The sequence below is a fragment of the Thermotomaculum hydrothermale genome (assembly GCF_016592575.1).
GTDB lineage: Bacteria > Acidobacteriota > Holophagae > Thermotomaculales > Thermotomaculaceae > Thermotomaculum > Thermotomaculum hydrothermale.
On the sequence record NZ_AP017470.1, the window covers coordinates 429,057 to 444,866 of the forward strand.

17 protein-coding genes are annotated in these 15,810 nt (G+C 34.9%); 13 read left to right on the forward strand and 4 right to left on the reverse strand.

What is annotated here, in order from left to right; translation table 11 throughout:
* Positions 1–10: 10 nt before the first annotated feature.
* The 13 genes from TTHT_RS01960 (at position 11) to ruvC (ending at position 9,449) form a co-directional block, all read left to right on the forward strand.
* Positions 11–1,363: a sigma-54-dependent transcriptional regulator gene (locus TTHT_RS01960; protein WP_201328363.1), complete on the forward strand. Its 1,353-nt coding sequence runs from the start codon at positions 11–13 to the stop codon at positions 1,361–1,363.
* The gene (locus TTHT_RS01965; protein ID WP_201328364.1) at positions 1,344–1,892 is read left to right on the forward strand and encodes an archaemetzincin family Zn-dependent metalloprotease; all 549 of its coding nucleotides are present in this window, start codon (positions 1,344–1,346) and stop codon (positions 1,890–1,892) included. Before TTHT_RS01960 ends, TTHT_RS01965 begins: the two co-directional genes overlap by 20 nt.
* A gap of 376 nt (positions 1,893–2,268) precedes the next feature.
* Positions 2,269–2,772 (forward strand): nitroreductase family protein, encoded by a 504-nt coding sequence (locus tag TTHT_RS01970; RefSeq protein ID WP_201328365.1) that lies wholly within the window; start codon positions 2,269–2,271, stop codon positions 2,770–2,772.
* Positions 2,773–2,783: 11 nt separating this feature from the next.
* A complete protein-coding gene (locus tag TTHT_RS01975) occupies positions 2,784–3,650 on the forward strand; it encodes an Hsp33 family molecular chaperone HslO (RefSeq protein ID WP_201328366.1) in 867 nt (288 codons plus the stop codon).
* Between the two features lie 96 nt (positions 3,651–3,746).
* Positions 3,747–4,055, forward strand: coding sequence for a 50S ribosomal protein L21 (rplU, locus tag TTHT_RS01980; RefSeq protein ID WP_201328367.1), 309 nt, complete (start codon positions 3,747–3,749; stop codon positions 4,053–4,055).
* 18 nt (positions 4,056–4,073) lie between these two features.
* Positions 4,074–4,349 (forward strand): 50S ribosomal protein L27, encoded by a 276-nt coding sequence (gene rpmA / locus TTHT_RS01985; RefSeq protein ID WP_201328368.1) that lies wholly within the window; start codon positions 4,074–4,076, stop codon positions 4,347–4,349.
* Between the two features lie 79 nt (positions 4,350–4,428).
* Entirely contained in the window at positions 4,429–5,493 is a 1,065-nt protein-coding gene (obgE, locus tag TTHT_RS01990; protein ID WP_201328369.1) for a GTPase ObgE, read from the forward strand.
* Positions 5,494–6,120 (forward strand): nicotinate (nicotinamide) nucleotide adenylyltransferase, encoded by a 627-nt coding sequence (nadD, locus tag TTHT_RS01995; protein WP_201328370.1) that lies wholly within the window; start codon positions 5,494–5,496, stop codon positions 6,118–6,120. It begins immediately after the preceding gene.
* A 5-nt stretch (positions 6,121–6,125) separates the two neighbouring features.
* A complete protein-coding gene (gene rsfS, locus TTHT_RS02000; protein WP_201328371.1) occupies positions 6,126–6,473 on the forward strand; it encodes a ribosome silencing factor in 348 nt (115 codons plus the stop codon).
* Entirely contained in the window at positions 6,463–6,924 is a 462-nt protein-coding gene (locus TTHT_RS02005) for a 23S rRNA (pseudouridine(1915)-N(3))-methyltransferase RlmH (protein ID WP_201328372.1), read from the forward strand. Before rsfS ends, TTHT_RS02005 begins: the two co-directional genes overlap by 11 nt.
* A 2-nt stretch (positions 6,925–6,926) precedes the next feature.
* Entirely contained in the window at positions 6,927–8,201 is a 1,275-nt protein-coding gene (locus TTHT_RS02010) for a tetratricopeptide repeat protein (protein ID WP_201328373.1), read from the forward strand.
* Between the two features lie 40 nt (positions 8,202–8,241).
* Positions 8,242–8,979 carry a YebC/PmpR family DNA-binding transcriptional regulator gene (locus TTHT_RS02015; RefSeq protein WP_201328374.1) on the forward strand — a complete coding sequence of 246 codons (738 nt, stop codon included), beginning with the start codon at positions 8,242–8,244 and terminating at the stop codon, positions 8,977–8,979.
* Positions 8,976–9,449, forward strand: a complete 474-nt coding sequence (gene ruvC, locus TTHT_RS02020; protein ID WP_201328375.1) for a crossover junction endodeoxyribonuclease RuvC — start codon at positions 8,976–8,978, stop codon at positions 9,447–9,449. Before TTHT_RS02015 ends, ruvC begins: the two co-directional genes overlap by 4 nt.
* A gap of 445 nt (positions 9,450–9,894) precedes the next feature.
* Here the strand turns inward: ruvC and TTHT_RS02025 are convergent, their stop codons facing one another.
* The 4 genes from TTHT_RS02025 to TTHT_RS02040 all read right to left on the reverse strand — a co-directional run bounded on the left by TTHT_RS02025 (position 9,895) and on the right by TTHT_RS02040 (position 15,708).
* Positions 9,895–11,013: an IS110 family RNA-guided transposase gene (locus TTHT_RS02025; protein ID WP_201328376.1), complete on the reverse strand. Its 1,119-nt coding sequence runs from the start codon at positions 11,011–11,013 to the stop codon at positions 9,895–9,897.
* Positions 11,014–11,242: 229 nt separating this feature from the next.
* Positions 11,243–13,012, reverse strand: coding sequence for an excinuclease ABC subunit UvrC (gene uvrC / locus TTHT_RS02030; protein WP_201328377.1), 1,770 nt, complete (start codon positions 13,010–13,012; stop codon positions 11,243–11,245).
* The gene (locus TTHT_RS02035) at positions 13,005–14,768 is read right to left on the reverse strand and encodes a tetratricopeptide repeat protein (protein ID WP_201328378.1); all 1,764 of its coding nucleotides are present in this window, start codon (positions 14,766–14,768) and stop codon (positions 13,005–13,007) included. The genes uvrC and TTHT_RS02035 overlap by 8 nt, the downstream gene beginning before the upstream one ends.
* Before the next feature lie 82 nt (positions 14,769–14,850).
* Complete coding sequence (locus TTHT_RS02040) at positions 14,851–15,708, reverse strand: 3-hydroxybutyryl-CoA dehydrogenase (protein ID WP_201328379.1); 858 nt, start codon at positions 15,706–15,708, stop codon at positions 14,851–14,853.
* Positions 15,709–15,810: the final 102 nt, after the last annotated feature.

Below are 15,810 nucleotides of genomic sequence, written 5' to 3' on the forward strand. Positions count from 1 at the left end.
GGAGTAAATTATGCAAGATTTAAACGCAAAAATTCTAATTGTAGATGATGAAATAATAGTAAGGGAATCATTAAGAAACTGGCTTTCTGAGGAAGGGTATTTTGTTGATGTAGCTGAAAATGCTGATGAGTGTTTTAAAAAATTAGGTGAAAGAGAGTTTGACATTGTCTTTCTTGACATTAAAATGCCTGAGGTTGATGGAATAGAGGTTTTGAAAAAAATTAAAGAAATTTATCCTATTATTGATGTTGTTATGATTACGGCCTATGCGTCTATTGATTCAGCGGTTCAGGCTATGAAGTTAGGTGCTTATGATTACCTTACAAAGCCCTTTGATCCTGAACATTTATCTGTTCTTGTGAAAAAAATTTTATCCAAAAGAAGGCTTGAAAGTGAAAACAGGAAGCTCAAAGAAACAATTGAAACAACTTTAAAGCATGTAAACCTTGTCGGAAAAAGCGAGGCAATGCAAACAATAGTTAAACAGATTGAAGAGGTGGCTCAAACAGATGCCTCTGTTTTGATTACAGGGGAAAGTGGGACAGGAAAAGAGGTTGTTGCAAGGGCAATTCACTTTGCAAGCCCAAGAAGGTTTGAACCGTTGGTTACAGTAAGTTGCGGAGCGCTTCCTGAAGGGTTAGTTGAAAGTGAATTATTTGGATATGAAAGGGGGGCTTTTACCGGTGCTTTCTATAAAAAGAAAGGAAAATTTGAGGCAGCAAACGGCGGCACCCTTTTCCTTGACGAAATTGGAGAATTGAATCAAAAGATGCAGGTTGATTTATTAAGGGTTTTGCAGGAAAAAGAAATAATGAGAATTGGTTCAAATAAAGTAATTAAAGTTGATTTCAGGGTAATTTCCGCAACAAACAGAGATTTAAAGAAGATGGTTGAAGAAGGCACTTTCAGGGAAGATTTATTTTACAGGTTAAATGTTTTCAATATACACATTCCACCTTTAAGGGAAAGAATAGAGGATATCCCTTTGCTTGTTGAGCATTTTGTTAATCAATTCAGAAGAAGAATGGGTAAGGATGTTGAAGGATTGACACCTCAGGCAATGAACAAATTAATGAAGTATCCATGGCCTGGAAATGTTAGAGAGCTTGAAAATGCAATTGAAAGGGCTTTTGTAATTGCAAAAGGCAAGTACATTACAACAGATGACCTTTCTTTTTTAGATGGAAACAATGCTAAATTGACAACACCACCAGCACTTTCCTTGTCTGAAATTGAAAAACACCACATTATCAATGTGCTAAAAGAGTGTGACTATAATATATCCAAAGCGTCTAAAATATTGGATATTGATAGGACGACTCTTTACAACAAAATGAAAAAATATGGCATTTCTAAGCAATAAAAGAATAATTCTCTCACCTGTTGATATCTCTCCAGAACTTTTAAAGGGTGAGGTAAAAGAAAAATTAGAGATTATCTTTAAACGAAAGGTGGTAATTGAAAAAACAGGCTTAAAAATTGACGATTTTTACGACCCTGTAAGGGAGCAGTATAATTCAACAGAAATATTAAAGCACTTTATATTCAACCACCCTGCCGAATTAGAAGAAAAGGTGTGCTTAATTGTCCCATACGATTTGTTTATTCCTATTTTAACCTTTGTATTTGGAGAAGCACATATGAATGGGAATTACTGTATTGTTTCTCTCTTTAGATTGAAAGAGGCTTTTTACGGTAAAGAGTGTGATGAAAAACTCCTTAAAGAAAGGTTATTGAAGGAAATTGTCCATGAGTTAGGACATACATTTGGCCTTACCCACTGTATTGATAACAAATGCGTAATGTTTAGCTCATACTCTATTGAAGACACAGACAAAAAATCTATTTTCTTCTGTGATTCTTGCTTTGAAAAACTGGATAAAAATTTGTAGTTGGGTATTAGGTGGTTTAGGGTTTTGGGTATTGGGATTGTCTTGTCTCGTGTCCCGTCCTGAAAAAAGTGGACACATTTAGTTTAATTATAGATTTTGAATTATTAATTTTAGATTTTGGATTTAGGGAGAGTTTCTTTAATTTAAAGTTTTCTTCCTCAATTAAGAATCCATCAGTCAACATCTAAAATTACTTAAATAATGGGTTTTAGGTTCTGAGTGTTAGGTTTTTTATGCCAACCTATATCAGGACGGGACAGACACTAAAACCTGACACCCAGTACTTAATACCCCAATACCCAATACCCTATTCCCCCACAACCTCAAACCCTTTTTATTTCCCTCTTATGCTATAATTCACTAAAAGGGAGGATTTATGGACTTGATTAAGGCTATTTTTCAAAGAAGAAGCATAAGAAAATACAGAAATAAACCTGTTGAAAAGCATATTTTGATGCAGTTGGTTAAATATGGGATGTATGCGCCGACGGCAAGGAATACAAGAAGCTGGCACTTTTACATTGTATCAGACAGGGAGAAATTAGATGAGGTGGCAAAAAAGCACCCTTATGCAGGTATGCTTAAAACAGCAGGGGGAGCAATCCTTGTCTGTGGAGACAAAAGTATTGAGCCTATGGAAGGATACCTTTCACTTAATTGTGCAAATGCCTGTGAAAATATTATGCTTGGGGCTTTAGAGCATGGTTTGGGGACATGCTGGATAGCTGTTTATCCAAGGGAAGAGAGAATTAAACTTGTTTCAGAGATTTTCAACCTTCCTGAGAATCACCTTCCGATAGCCTTAATTTCAGTGGGATATCCTGATGAAGAAAAACAGATTCTCGACAGGTTTGAAAAAGAAAAAATCACTTTTATTTAGTGGAGAATGAGATGGATATAATAAACTTTTACTTAAGTGGAGACGGGAAATTCAGGTTTGTGTTTGCTGAGACAAAGGATGTTGTAAATAAAATAAGGGAAATTCACAAAATGACATACCCTGTGGCAAATGCTGTTTCAAGGTTTGTTACAGGAACAGTATTGATTTCAAGCAATTTAAAAAGCGGTGATGTTTTAGGGGCATACCTTGATGTAAACGGCCCGATAGGCGGAATTAGATGTGAGGCAAACTCTTATGGACACATAAAGGGTTATGCAATAAACCCTGATGTGGGTGTTGATGAGTTTGATTCTAATTATGTAATGGATTTAAATCAGTTGCTCGGAAGTGGAATGCTAACTGTTACAAGGGTGTTGAAGAGGGGCAAGGTGCCTTTTACCTCAAATATTGAATTTAAAGGTGGTTCACTTGCTTTAATGTTTGCAGATTACCTAAAAAGGTCTGAGCAGATAAACAGCGCTGTTTTTATATCAAACTTTATGAAACCTGACGGCTTTATTGAAAATTGCGGCGGCTTTATTGTACAACCAATGCCTGATGCAACAGAGAAAGAGATAGAAAAAATGGAAAAGGAAATTGAAAAACTTCCCCCATTCAGTGAGGTTTTAAAAGAGGTGGACAATGTCAATCAGGCTGCACTGCTTTTATTCCCAAATTATAAATTAAAGCAAATAGGGGAAAGGCATCTTGTGTTCAAGTGCACCTGTTCAAGAGATAAGGTGCTAAAAGTTTTAAAGTCTTTAAAAGAAGAGGATAGAAAACAGCTTCTTCTTGACGACGGGACATACCTTGTTGTTTGTGAGTATTGCAAGAAAGAATACAGGGTTAAAAAAGAAGAAGTTGAAAATTTTAAATAAAAAGGTAAAATAAGTTTTGCGTCATATTTTATTGACTTGAAGGGTAAACTGTGATATTTTTACCTTTGACTTTGAAATAAAGGGAGGAGCACGCAAATGTATGCAGTAATCGAAACTCAGGGAAAACAGCACAAAGTGGTTGAGGGGCAGACTCTCCTTGTTGATAGATTGGAAGGAGAAGTTGGAACAAAGGTTGATTTAAAGGTTCTCCTGTTAGGAGAAGACGGCAATGTTGAAGTTGGTACCCCTTACCTTGAAAATGCAAAGGTTGAAGCAAAGATAGTTGAGCAGAAAAAAGATGAGAAAGTGCTTGTTTTCAAGAAAAAGAGAAGAAAGCAGTACAAAAAACTCAACGGGCACAGACAGCCTATCACTGTTTTGAAGATTGAAAAGATAGTAAAGTAATTAAATAAGGAGTATAGTATGGCACATAAGAAAGGGCAAGGAAGTAGCCGTAACGGTAGAGACAGTAAGTCAAAAAGGCTTGGTGTTAAAAGGTTTGACGGTCAGTTTGTTAAGGCAGGCTCAATAATCGTAAGGCAGAGGGGAACAAGAATTAAGCCTGGCAAAAATGTTGGCAGAGGCAAAGACGACACCCTGTTTGCTCTCACCCATGGCTATGTTAAATTTCAGGACAGGGGAAGAATGGGTAAGTTTGTAAACATTATTCCTGCTGAGGTTACCGAGACTGTTCATTAATCTGGTTAAAATTATTAAAATTTGATAAAGTTAAGGGGGAGTGAATCCCCCTTTTTTTAATGGAAAAGAGTGAAGTTTTATGTTTAAAGACGAATTAAAAATATGGGTTAAAGCAGGTGATGGCGGTAATGGCTGTTTAAGTTTTAGAAGGGAGAAGTTTATCCCCAAAGGAGGCCCTGACGGAGGAGACGGGGGAGATGGGGGAGATGTAATACTTGAAGGAGACGCCTCTTTAAACACATTTAACAAGTTAAGATACAGGCAGCATTACAAAGCTGAGAGGGGAGAGCATGGCAAAGGCAAAAACATGCATGGAAAAAATGGAGAGCCATGCATAATAAAAGTTCCCTTAGGCACAATAGTCAAACTCTTTGATACAGGGGAAATTATTGGTGAAATACTTGAAGATGGGCAAAGGCTTGTTGTCCAGAAAGGTGGAAAGGGCGGAAGGGGAAACGCAAGGTTTGCCACTTCCACAAACAGGGCACCAAGACATTTTGAAGAGGGCGAAAAGGTTGAGCCTATAAGGTTAAAACTTGAATTGAAGTTAATTGCAGATGTTTCAATTGTCGGCTATCCAAACGCTGGGAAATCAACCTTAATTTCAAAAATTTCTAACGCTAAACCTAAAATTGCCGATTACAAATTTACAACATTGCACCCAAATTTAGGTATTGTTGAATACGGAAGCTTTAAATCTTTTGTAATTGCTGATGTGCCAGGGCTTATTGACGGTGCATCAGAGGGAAGAGGATTGGGGACAAGGTTTTTAAAGCACATTGAAAGAACAAGGGTACTGCTTCATTTAATTGACGGAGCAAGTCCTGAAAATGATTATTTAAGCGATTTTCTTGCAATAAGAAAGGAAATTGAAAAGTTTAATCCAGAAATTCTAAAAAAACACTTTGTGATAGCGGTTAACAAAGCGGATTCCCTCTGTTGTAAAGATGACCTTGAAAAAATAAAAGCATTTGCTAAAGAAAATAATATTCCAATTTTTATAATATCTGCCGTTACAGGTGAAGGATTAAACGAGCTTGTTAATGAGTTAGGTTCAATTGTGGAAAGTGTTAAAGGAAGAGAAATTAAAGAGGAAGTGGTAAAAGAAAAAAATGAAAAGCTTGATTTTCTTGATGAGGTGTAGATGATAGGATTTTACGGGGGAAGCTTTAATCCAATCCACATAGGGCATATTGAGGTTTCTAAATTTTTGTTAAAATCCCCATACATTGAGAAAATATGCTTTACTCCAGTCTATAAGCACCCATTTAATAAATCACTTGCCCCTTTTGAAGACAGGGTTAATATGATTAAACTTGCAATTCAAAGGGAAAATAACCTTTGTCTGTCTGAAGCAGAGAAGGAAAAGGGTGGCGTATCCTATACCATAGATTTACTTGAGTTTTTAAAGGATAAATTCGGGGATAACTTCTTTTTTTTAGGGGGTCTTGACACTTTAAACTCAATTGATAGGTGGAAAGACTGGGAGTATATAGTTTCAAACTTTAACATTCTCTTTACCACAAGGGCAGAAGTCAATTTAGATAGTGAAAAAATAGAAAAGGTAAAACAGGTTTCTAAAAGAAATTTCAACATTGTTAAAAAAATTGAGGATTTAAACCCCAAAGGGTTGAACCTTATTGAGGTTCCCTATATTCCTGTGTCATCCACTTTAATAAGGAACAGGATAAAAAATGGTGAAGATTTAAGTGGAATATTACATTCTAATGTAATATCATATATTTACCGAAAAAAACTTTATAAGGAGTAAATTTTATGGAAAATGTGGATTTATTTGTTAATACTGTTATAAACGCAGCTGAGGACAAAAAGGCTGAAAATATAGAGGTTTTAAAGGTTAGTGATTTAACCACTATTGCAGATTTTTTTGTAATAATGACTGGAAATTCAAAGGTGCAAAACCAGGCGATAGCAGATGCAATAGTTGAGAAGGCTGGCAAAAAGGGGCTTTTCAGTGTTGAAGGATATGACCTTGCAGAGTGGATACTTCTTGATTACGGTTCTGTTATTGTTCACATTTTCACTCCAGAAAAGAGAGAGTTTTACGACCTTGAAAGCCTCTGGGCTGATGCGGAAAAGATTTTAAAGAGAGATGAAAATTAAGTTTATTTGGCCAGGTGAAACAAAAGAATCCTGTTTATCTAAACTGGAAAGTAATTATATAAAAAAAATATCAAGGTTTATTAAGTGCGAAAAGATTGTGTTCAAATCAAGGTTTAATGAAGAAAAAAGCAAGCAAATTGCATTTGAGGAAGGTGAAATAGAAAAAAGGTGTGGCAATTTGAACAATCTTATACTTTTAACAGAAAAGGGAAAGGAAATGGACTCCTTTGAATTTGCAAAATTTTTGGAAAAAAAACTCAATTTTCAATCTGACGATATAGTATTTGCTGTCGGCGGTGAAAACGGGTTTAGTGAAAATTTCTTTAAAAAGGGAATGTTTTTGCTCTCTCTTTCAAAAATGACATTTACACATGAATTTGCACGAATTATACTATTAGAGCAGGTGTATAGAGCGTTTACCATAATAAAAAACATAAAGTATCAGAGGTAAGAATGAAAAACAGGGATTTAATTTTAATTATTTTGTTTGCGGTTTTAATTTTTATTGTAGCCTTTCTTTACTATGAGAATGTTGAATTATTGAGACAGAATTTTACTGTTTTTGGCCATTTTTTCTTTAAACTTCAAACAATACTTTTAGTTATATTTCTATTGGGAGGAATTGTCACCTTTGCAATTTACAGAAGCTTCAGGCTATCATCAAACCTTTCATGGAGGGCAAACAGATTTTTTGTGAGGGCTTTAAACAACCTGTATTCTTCAAGGTATGAAGAGGCGAGGGAAGAAATTTTAAAGGCTTTAGATATCTCCCCTAAAAACTATGATTTACTTATGACTGCCGGGGTTATAGAGAAAAGGCTAAAAAATTACGATAAGGCATATGAGTATTTTTTGATAGCCTTTAAAAGAAAACCAACCATTCAGGCTTTTCAAAAAATGATTGATGCTATCAAAGCAGGTAATTTGAAGGTTGACAGTGAAGAGCTTTACTATTTATCAAAAGAAATCCCTAAACCAGATAGAGGCTTTGGTAGAAAGCTTCTCCTTGACTATTTTAAAGAAAAAAAGGAATGGGAATGGGCTTACAAAGTATTCAACAGGGGTAAAAAGTACAGGCCGGATATTTATACAGATAAATTGAGAGTGGAGATTGAATACGAAATAGCCAAAAAAGAAAAATCAAAGAAAAAGCTGAAAGAGATAATAAAAGAGTTTCCTGATTTTGCCCCTGCATACATGTTTTATGCAAAGCTTCTACAGGAAGAAGGTAAATTTGATGAAATGGTTGAGATTTTGAAAAACGGTTACTACAAAACACATATAGTTGAATTTTTACAGATGATTGAAGATTATTTTCTTGAAAAATCAGACCCGGAAGGTGCTGTTGAAACATTAAATGAAATTGTGCTAAACGAAAATTACAATGTGCTTGCTCAATTCTTTCTTGGCAAACTATATTACAGGCTTGAATTGCTTGAAAAGGCGAGAGAGATATTTGAAAACATAAAAGGGGAAGTGAGGTATATTCCCGGACTTTACTATTATCTTGCAGATATTTATAGAAAAAGAAGTGATTTTGATACAGCCTTTGCATATCTAAAACAGCTTGCAAAAGAGCAGCACCTTGATAAATTCAGGTTTAAGTGTGAAAATTGTGGATGGGAGATGGAAAAGTGGAGTGAAAGGTGTCCTAAATGCGGTGAGATAAATTCTGTAAGAATAATGTATGAGGCTTACACCTCTGATAGCTCTATTTTTATGCTTTGATTTTTGATATAATTTATTGACAAAAAATTGCGGAGGATTTATGGCTGGACATAGTAAATGGGCTAATATTAAACACAAAAAGGCAAGGGAAGATGCTAAAAGGGGTAAGATTTTTACCAAGTTGATAAAAGAGATCACAGTTGCTGCAAGGTTGGGAGGCGGAGACCCTGATTCAAACCCAAGGCTTAGGGCTGCAATAGCTGCAGCTAAAGCGGCAAATATGCCTGCCGACAATATAGAAAGGGCTATTAAAAAAGGTACTGGAGAATTAGAAGGGGTAAATTACGAAGATGTAACCTATGAGGGATACGGCCCAGGTGGAGTTGCTATTTTCCTTGAATGTGTTACAGATAACAAAAACAGAACAACCCCTGAAATAAGGCACCTTTTTTCAAAGTACGGCGGAAATTTAGGAGAAAACGGCTCTGTTTCCTATATGTTTAACAGAAAAGGCTACATAGTAATTGAAAAAGATAAAGCTGACGAGGATACCTTAATGGAAATTGTGCTTGAAGCAGGCGGAGAAGATGTTGTTGATGAAGGTGAAACCTGGGGAGTTTATACTGATACCTCAAGCTTCAACGCTGTAAGGGATGCTATTGAAGAAGCAGGAATACCTATGATTGAAGCAAAAGTTTCAATGATACCCACCACTTACACCAAGCTTGAAGGTTCAAAACTCCAGTCAGCCTTAAAGCTTTTAGATGCCTTTGAAAACCACGACGATGTTCAAAATGTATGGACAAACCTTGATTTTGATGAATCAGAAGTTCAGTGAGAATTATTGGAGTTGACCCCGGCACAAAAGTTACTGGTGTTGGAATAATAGATGTAAACGACGGGGGAGATTTCTCCCCTGTTTTTTTTGCCCCTCTTAAATTCAAGGACAATCTGGATAATGTCATTTTTCAGTTTTTTACTCAATTAAAGGATATAGTTGAAGAATACAAGCCTGATATAGCGGTAATTGAGGATATATTTTACGCTGTAAACATTAAATCAACCATTATGCTTGCCCATTTAAGGGGTAGTGCAATTACTCTTTTTAAATTAAACAATATGCCTGTTTACTCCTATACCCCCCTTGATGTGAAAAAAACAATTGCAGGCTATGGAAGGGCGGAAAAAGAGCAGGTTAAGTTTTTAGTGGAACACCTTTTAAATATTGATTTAAACGGCTATCCCCTTGATGTTTCCGATGCCCTTGCTCTTGCAATATGCCATGCAAACTATGCAATGTTTGGGTAAATGAGTTTTGAGGGGATTGGATTTGTTTGTCTCGTCCTGAAAAAAGTGGACAGGTTTGATTTGAAGTATGAAGTATGAAATGTGAATGATGAATTTTAAATTTTGAATGTTAAATTGATGAAGGAATTCTTTAAATTAAAATAGTTTATCCTCAATCAAGAATTCAGAATTCAAAATTCATTTATAAACAAAGTCAAGTGGGGAAATAATTTTTTTGTTTCACCTCCTTTCTTGAATTCAGGTTAAAGGTTATATATCTATCGGTTCACCTTTGCTTTTTAGCATTATCAGGGATTCTTCATTCATTTATCCGAGGTCATTGCCTCACTTTGCTTTCCATAAGCCGGTTCCTAAACAAAATTTAGTGCTTATATGCACATGGATTATGACAGGGTGTCCCGGCTTAAATGGAATCGCCTGATTGAAAGGCGAACCGCTCCCTGCTTTAAGTTGTTATCAATGGTTTCTCACATTTGTTTTCTCCCGTTACAAGCATTGGGTTATACGGCCTTTTGTGTATAAGTACCCCGTAGCATATTGCCGCTATTTTTCTTGATAGTGCCACTCTTGCTTTTTTCCAGCCTTTTCTTCTTTTTATGTTTTCATACCATTTTTTTAGCGGTATGGAGTTACAACTTTTTGATCTTAAAACAGCTATTGCCACCTGTGAGAGGTATCCCCTGAGCATTCCGTTTCCCTGTTTGGTTATTCCCTGATTACCTATTGTTTTGCCTCCGCTTTCTCTTATTTTAGGGCATTGACCGAAGTAGGATATGAGTTTGCGTACATTTTTAAATCTTTTTATGTTTTTTCCTACCCTTGAGATAAATGCGGCAGAAGTTATTTTCCCCATTCCGGGGACGGTTAATAGCAGATTGTACATTTCTTTAAAGTCGACATCTTTATTTATTTGAGAGTGTATTAGTTGTTCCGTTTGTTCTATTTGCTTTTCAAGTAGTTTGAATTGTTCAAACATGTGGGATATTTCAAAGTGGAGTATAGGTTGTATCTCATATGATATGCTTTTTAGAACAGGCTCAATCTTTTTTGCTTTATTGAGTGTTCTTAAAGGTATTTTTATTTCTTTTTCCCTTAATCTTTGCCTTATTCTGTTTATTAGCCTTGTTCTGCTTTTTACAAGGTCAGCACGGTGGGATATGAGTTTGCGTAAACTATGTTCTTTTTCCGACGGGATATATACAGGTTCTGGAAGGATTTCTTTCCATAAGCTTATTGCAAGCCGTTTTGCATCTTCTTTATCTGTTTTTTTCATTGACTTTGAGATGTAGGCGTTTTTTAAGGTGTTTACCACATATACAGATATTCCTATGGCTTTGAGTATGTTGCAGTATTGAAAGGTTAATGAACTGATTTCAATTGCCGAATAGATTTCGTTTTCTTCAATTAGGCTTTCAAAAAAGGTAATAAATGTTTGCTCTTCAGTGTCAATTTCTTTGCTTTTAACCTTTGTTCCCTGCTCGTTTATAATGTAGATGTAACTTTTTTTAGTGTGCAGGTCAATTCCGCAGTATAATTTCGGTTTTTTTGAGGTACAATGTTTCATGTCAAGCCTCCTTTCTGTAAGGGTTTCTTAGGGCCTATTTTATCAAAAGTGAGGCACAGACCTCGTGAAAGAAATAGTGAGGCATAGACCTCGAAGAATAGGCCCCGGGGGCTTGACTTTGTTTATAGCAACAAAATTCAAAATTTTTTAAAAAAGGATGTTTGCCGTGTCTTGTGCTGATATAGGTTAAGGTAAAAAATTATAATTAGATATAAGTATTTTCTTAAACTTAAATTTCCATTTCTTTGAGGAATTTTTTTATTTTGCTTGCCAGTTTTTCTCCAATAATTTTAGATATTTCTTCTGTGTCTGTGTTTTTTATTTTCTCAACAGATTTGAATTTTTGAATTAGTTTTGCGGCTGTTTTTTCTCCAATCCCCGGTATTTCAGTTAATATTGTTTTCAAATTTTTTTTGTTATAGAGTTTTTTTCTGTATTCGTTTGCAAAACGATGGCTTTCATTTCTAACCTTTGTTATTAGGTTTGCATAGGGTAGGAAAAAATCAAGAACTATTCCCTGTTTGAATTTATCTGAAAACACCCTTTCTTCTTTTTTTGCAATTGATATTAAGTCTATGCTTTCTATTTTCAATTCCTTCAATGCCTTTTTTGCTGATTCAAGTTGCCCCTTTCCACCGTCAATTACTATTAAATCTGGAAGTTTAAGCCCTCTTTTTAAGTCGCTTTCAAGCCTCTTTTTTACTGCAATATAAATTGAAGCATAATCATCGTTTACTCCCTCTTCAAGCTTTATCCTTCTGTAAAGGCTTTTTTCCTTTTCCCCGTTTTTAAAGCAAATTGAAGATGCAACAGTGAAGCATCCACCTATGTGGGATATGTCAAAGCCGTAAATTGTTTCCGGTGTATTTTTAAGTTTTAGGTATTCTTTGATTTTCAATAGGTTTTCCCCTGCTTTTTCTCTTTCTTTTATTAAAAATTCAAGGTTGTTTTTAGCCATTTTTAAAAGAGGTTGAAATTTTTTTAAGTTTGAGATGTCTTTTATTTTTACCTTTTTCCCGAATCTTTTATTGTGTGCTTCTTCAAGTGTTTTTTTATTTTCTATCTCAAAGTTTGTCAGGACTAGATCTATTTTGCTCTTCAATGATGCTATGTACAATCCTAAAAAGTGAGAGGGATTTTCAAATTGAGTGTTGTCAAATACAAACTCTTTTTTGTCTATAATTCTTTTGCCTCTGAAGTAAAAAACGATTAAAAAGTGTTTTTCTTCATACTTTTTATAAAAAAGAAAATCTGTGTCAGGCAAATCCATAAATACGACCTGCTTTTCCTTGAATTTTCTAAGAGAAAATAGTGTGTCCCTGAATTCGGCAGCCTTTTCAAATTCAAGGCTTTCTGATGCTTTTTCCATTTTTTCTTTTAAATCCTTTTCAAGGGATGTAAGTTTCCCCTCTAAAAATTTTTTTGCCATTTCAACATTTTCAAGGTATTTGTTTTTTATTTGAGGGAATACGCACGGAGCTGAGCACCTATTTATCTGGTATTTGAGACAGGGTCTTGTTATTTTTGAAAAATCAGTTTTGCAGGTTTTTAGTTTAAAGTATTTTTCAATAACAGATATTATTTTTCTGACGCTTGATGCAGAAGGGTAAGGGCCAAAGTATATTCTTTTTCCTTCTTCTTTCTTTCTTGTAAAGTAAACTCCCGGGAAGTCTTCTGTTAAATCAAGGAGAAGGTATGGATAGCTTTTGTCGTCTTTCAGCTGAATGTTAAACAGAGGCTTGTGTTTTTTTATCAGACTAAATTCAAGGAGTAATGCTTCAACCTCATTGTTTGTTACAAAAAATTCTAAATCCTGTGCCTTTGAGAGAATTAGTTTTCCCTTGTAATCGTTTTTGTTGAAGTACTGACTTACCCTTTTTCTTAAACTCTTAGCCTTTCCCACATATATGATTTTTCCGTTTTCGTCTTTGAAAAGGTAGACACCTGGTTTTAAAAGAAGGGATTTTAATTTTTCTTTAAGGTTTGTTTTTTTATTCATTTTCAATGTGGGGGATTATTTCGTTTTCTGAATCCTTTAATTTAAGCAATTTAAGGAAGGTTTTTTTTGCTTTGCTTTTCTTTTTCAATGTAAGGTATGTCATTCCAAGGTGATAGATAGCGCTGTAATTGTTTGGTTCAATGCTTATGCTTTCGTTTAGCAATTCAAGTGCTTTTTTGAAACGTCCCTTTTTGTAGTTTGCCCACCCTAATGCATCTAATGCTATGTGTCTCAAATCCCTGGGAGCAATTTTTAGTCCTGATTTTGCATACTCAATGGCTTTGTCAATTTCGTTTAAGTCAATTAAATCAAATGCAAGTGTTGTGTAAACAAATGATTTTGAAAAATTGTCTTTTGCCTTTGAAAGAAATTTGCTCATAATTTCATATGCTTCTTTGATTTTTCCGTCAATTAAGAGTGCTGTATGGATTATATTGTATGCATGGAGCAATGTATTTTCGTTTACATTTTTATTCAGCAAAATAGAGGCTGTTTCAATTCCCCTTTCTGTGTCCCCTTTTTCAATGTACAGAGTGGATAATTTGAGAAGAATTTCCGGGTTTTCAGGCATTTCATCAAGGATTTGTCTGTAACATTCAATTGCATGCTCATCTTTTCCCTCTTCAATCAGTTTTTCGCATTTTCTGGTAATTTTTTTAACCTCTTCGTTTAGTTGGATCCCCTCAAAATCGTAGTTTTTCCCAGTTTTAAATGCATTTAATTCAAACCTTGCGGGATTAAGGGAAAGAACCTTTTCAAACATTTTCTTTGCCTTGTTGTTCCAGTTTAGTTCAAGGTAAATTAAGCCAAGGTAATAATAGGCGTCTTCAAAGTCAGGCTCCATTTCTATAACTTCTTTAAGAAATTTTTCAGCTTTTTTCTTTTTATTCTGAGCCTTATATATTAATCCCAGGAAAAACATAGTTTCAGGCCTTTTTTCAATTTCCATTGCCTGAGTTAGAAAAAGTTCTGCAAGTTTGTAATTTTCTTCAAAAAAGTATATTGTTCCAAGTGTGAAAAAGGGAAGGTAATCGTTTGGATTTAAATCAATTGCCTTTAACAAAAACTCCTGTGCTTTGTCTGGTTGTCCTATTTCGTTTAAAGCAATTCCAAGATAAAGGTTTGTCTCATAGTCTTCTGGTTGAAGGGCAAATGATTTAAACAGGTGCTCTATTGATTTAGAGTAGTCTTTTTTCAAATAGTATATCTGACCTAAAAAAAGGTGGAGTTTATAATTTTTTTTATGTTTTTTTGATGCCTTTTCAAGTTCTTCAAGAGCCTTTTCGCTGTTTCCTGTATTGTAATAAGATTCAACTTTGTTTAATGTTGATTCAAGTTTTTCTTTTTTGCTGTTTTCTTCCATTAAAAGTATCTCGTCTTTTAGAGATAAGAATTTGTCCCTCTCTTCTTCCATTGCTATGTGCAGGAGTATATTGTTCTCCCAGATATGGGAGAATTTTTCTCTTTTTATTAAATCCTTTTCAGACAAAAGGTCAACAAGGGTAAATAGTCCGCTTCTCAACTCCATAATTTGAGATTCAAGTTTTTCAGTTCTTTTATTTAACCGTTCAAGCTCATCAAAAATATTGGAAAAATTTTCTTCAAATTTTGATATAAGTTGAGTTACCAGATTGTTGTTATCAAATTCTGATAAATCCCCGAATTTCGGGTTTATATTTGTAATAAGTTTTGCCCCGCAACTTAAACAAATCTTTGTGTTGTCCGGGTTTAAAAATCCACATTTATGGCAAATCATATAATTCCCCTTAAACTTGCTTTTTTAATTTTACAACAAAAAGGGGATTATAAAACAAAAAAGCGGGGTTAACCCCCGCATACTATTCATTAGTATAATCGTAAAATCCTTTTCCTGATTTTCTTCCAAGGTAGCCTGCATCAACCATTTTAACCAGCAATGGGCATGGCCTGTATTTCGGGTCTTTAAACCCTTCATAAAGTACATTCATAATAAAGAGGCACACATCAAGCCCAATAAAATCAGCAAGTGTTAAAGGCCCCATAGGATGATTCATTCCTAATTTCATTACTTCGTCAATTGCTTCAGGGGTTCCCACCCCTTCCATTAAGGCAAATATTGCTTCGTTAATCATTGGCATTAAAATCCTGTTAGATACAAAGCCTGGGAAGTCATTTACCTCAACTCCTACCTTGTTCAATTTTTCAGTTAATTCTTTTACAGTTTTAAATGTTTCGTCTGAAGTTTGAGCCCCTCTTATGATTTCCACAAGTTTCATTACAGGTACAGGGTTCATAAAGTGCATTCCTATGACCCTGTCAGGCCTTTTTGTAAGTGCAGCAAGCTTGGTAATTGAAATTGAAGAAGTGTTGGAAGCAATAATAACCTCATCCCTTAGCATATTGTCAAGGTCCTGGATTAACTGTTTCTTTATTTCGAAGTTTTCAGTAATTGCCTCAACAACAAAATCACAGTCTTTTAGCATGTTTAAATCGGTTGTTGGGGTTATTCTTCCAAGAATTTCTTTTTTCTCTTCTTCAGTCATTCGCCCCTTGTTAACTCCCCTTTGAAGGTTTTTGTCTATTGTTTTCAATCCTCTTTCAACGAATTCATCTTTAACATCCCTCATTACAACCTCAAAGCCAAATTGAGCAAAAACATGGGCAATTCCATTTCCCATAGTACCTGCGCCGCAAACGCCAACTTTTTTAATTTCCATAATCTCCTCCCTGAATTAAGTGCTGATACCTTATTATTGTATGATTAAAACTTAATCTGTTGCAACCGATTTTGTGATTTAAGTCAAGAAAGATTTATGTAG

Coding starts and splice junctions, on each gene's coding strand:
- TTHT_RS01960 (WP_201328363.1), top strand. CDS start 11: ATGCAAGATTTAAACGCAAAAATTCTAATTGTAGATGATGAAATAATA.
- TTHT_RS01965 (WP_201328364.1), top strand. CDS start 1,344: ATGGCATTTCTAAGCAATAAAAGAATAATTCTCTCACCTGTTGATATC.
- TTHT_RS01970 (WP_201328365.1), top strand. CDS start 2,269: ATGGACTTGATTAAGGCTATTTTTCAAAGAAGAAGCATAAGAAAATAC.
- TTHT_RS01975 (WP_201328366.1), top strand. CDS start 2,784: ATGGATATAATAAACTTTTACTTAAGTGGAGACGGGAAATTCAGGTTT.
- rplU (WP_201328367.1), top strand. CDS start 3,747: ATGTATGCAGTAATCGAAACTCAGGGAAAACAGCACAAAGTGGTTGAG.
- rpmA (WP_201328368.1), top strand. CDS start 4,074: ATGGCACATAAGAAAGGGCAAGGAAGTAGCCGTAACGGTAGAGACAGT.
- obgE (WP_201328369.1), top strand. CDS start 4,429: ATGTTTAAAGACGAATTAAAAATATGGGTTAAAGCAGGTGATGGCGGT.
- nadD (WP_201328370.1), top strand. CDS start 5,494: ATGATAGGATTTTACGGGGGAAGCTTTAATCCAATCCACATAGGGCAT.
- rsfS (WP_201328371.1), top strand. CDS start 6,126: ATGGAAAATGTGGATTTATTTGTTAATACTGTTATAAACGCAGCTGAG.
- TTHT_RS02005 (WP_201328372.1), top strand. CDS start 6,463: ATGAAAATTAAGTTTATTTGGCCAGGTGAAACAAAAGAATCCTGTTTA.
- TTHT_RS02010 (WP_201328373.1), top strand. CDS start 6,927: ATGAAAAACAGGGATTTAATTTTAATTATTTTGTTTGCGGTTTTAATT.
- TTHT_RS02015 (WP_201328374.1), top strand. CDS start 8,242: ATGGCTGGACATAGTAAATGGGCTAATATTAAACACAAAAAGGCAAGG.
- TTHT_RS02025 (WP_201328376.1), bottom strand. CDS start 11,013: ATGAAACATTGTACCTCAAAAAAACCGAAATTATACTGCGGAATTGAC.
- uvrC (WP_201328377.1), bottom strand. CDS start 13,012: ATGAATAAAAAAACAAACCTTAAAGAAAAATTAAAATCCCTTCTTTTA.
- TTHT_RS02035 (WP_201328378.1), bottom strand. CDS start 14,768: ATGATTTGCCATAAATGTGGATTTTTAAACCCGGACAACACAAAGATT.
- TTHT_RS02040 (WP_201328379.1), bottom strand. CDS start 15,708: ATGGAAATTAAAAAAGTTGGCGTTTGCGGCGCAGGTACTATGGGAAAT.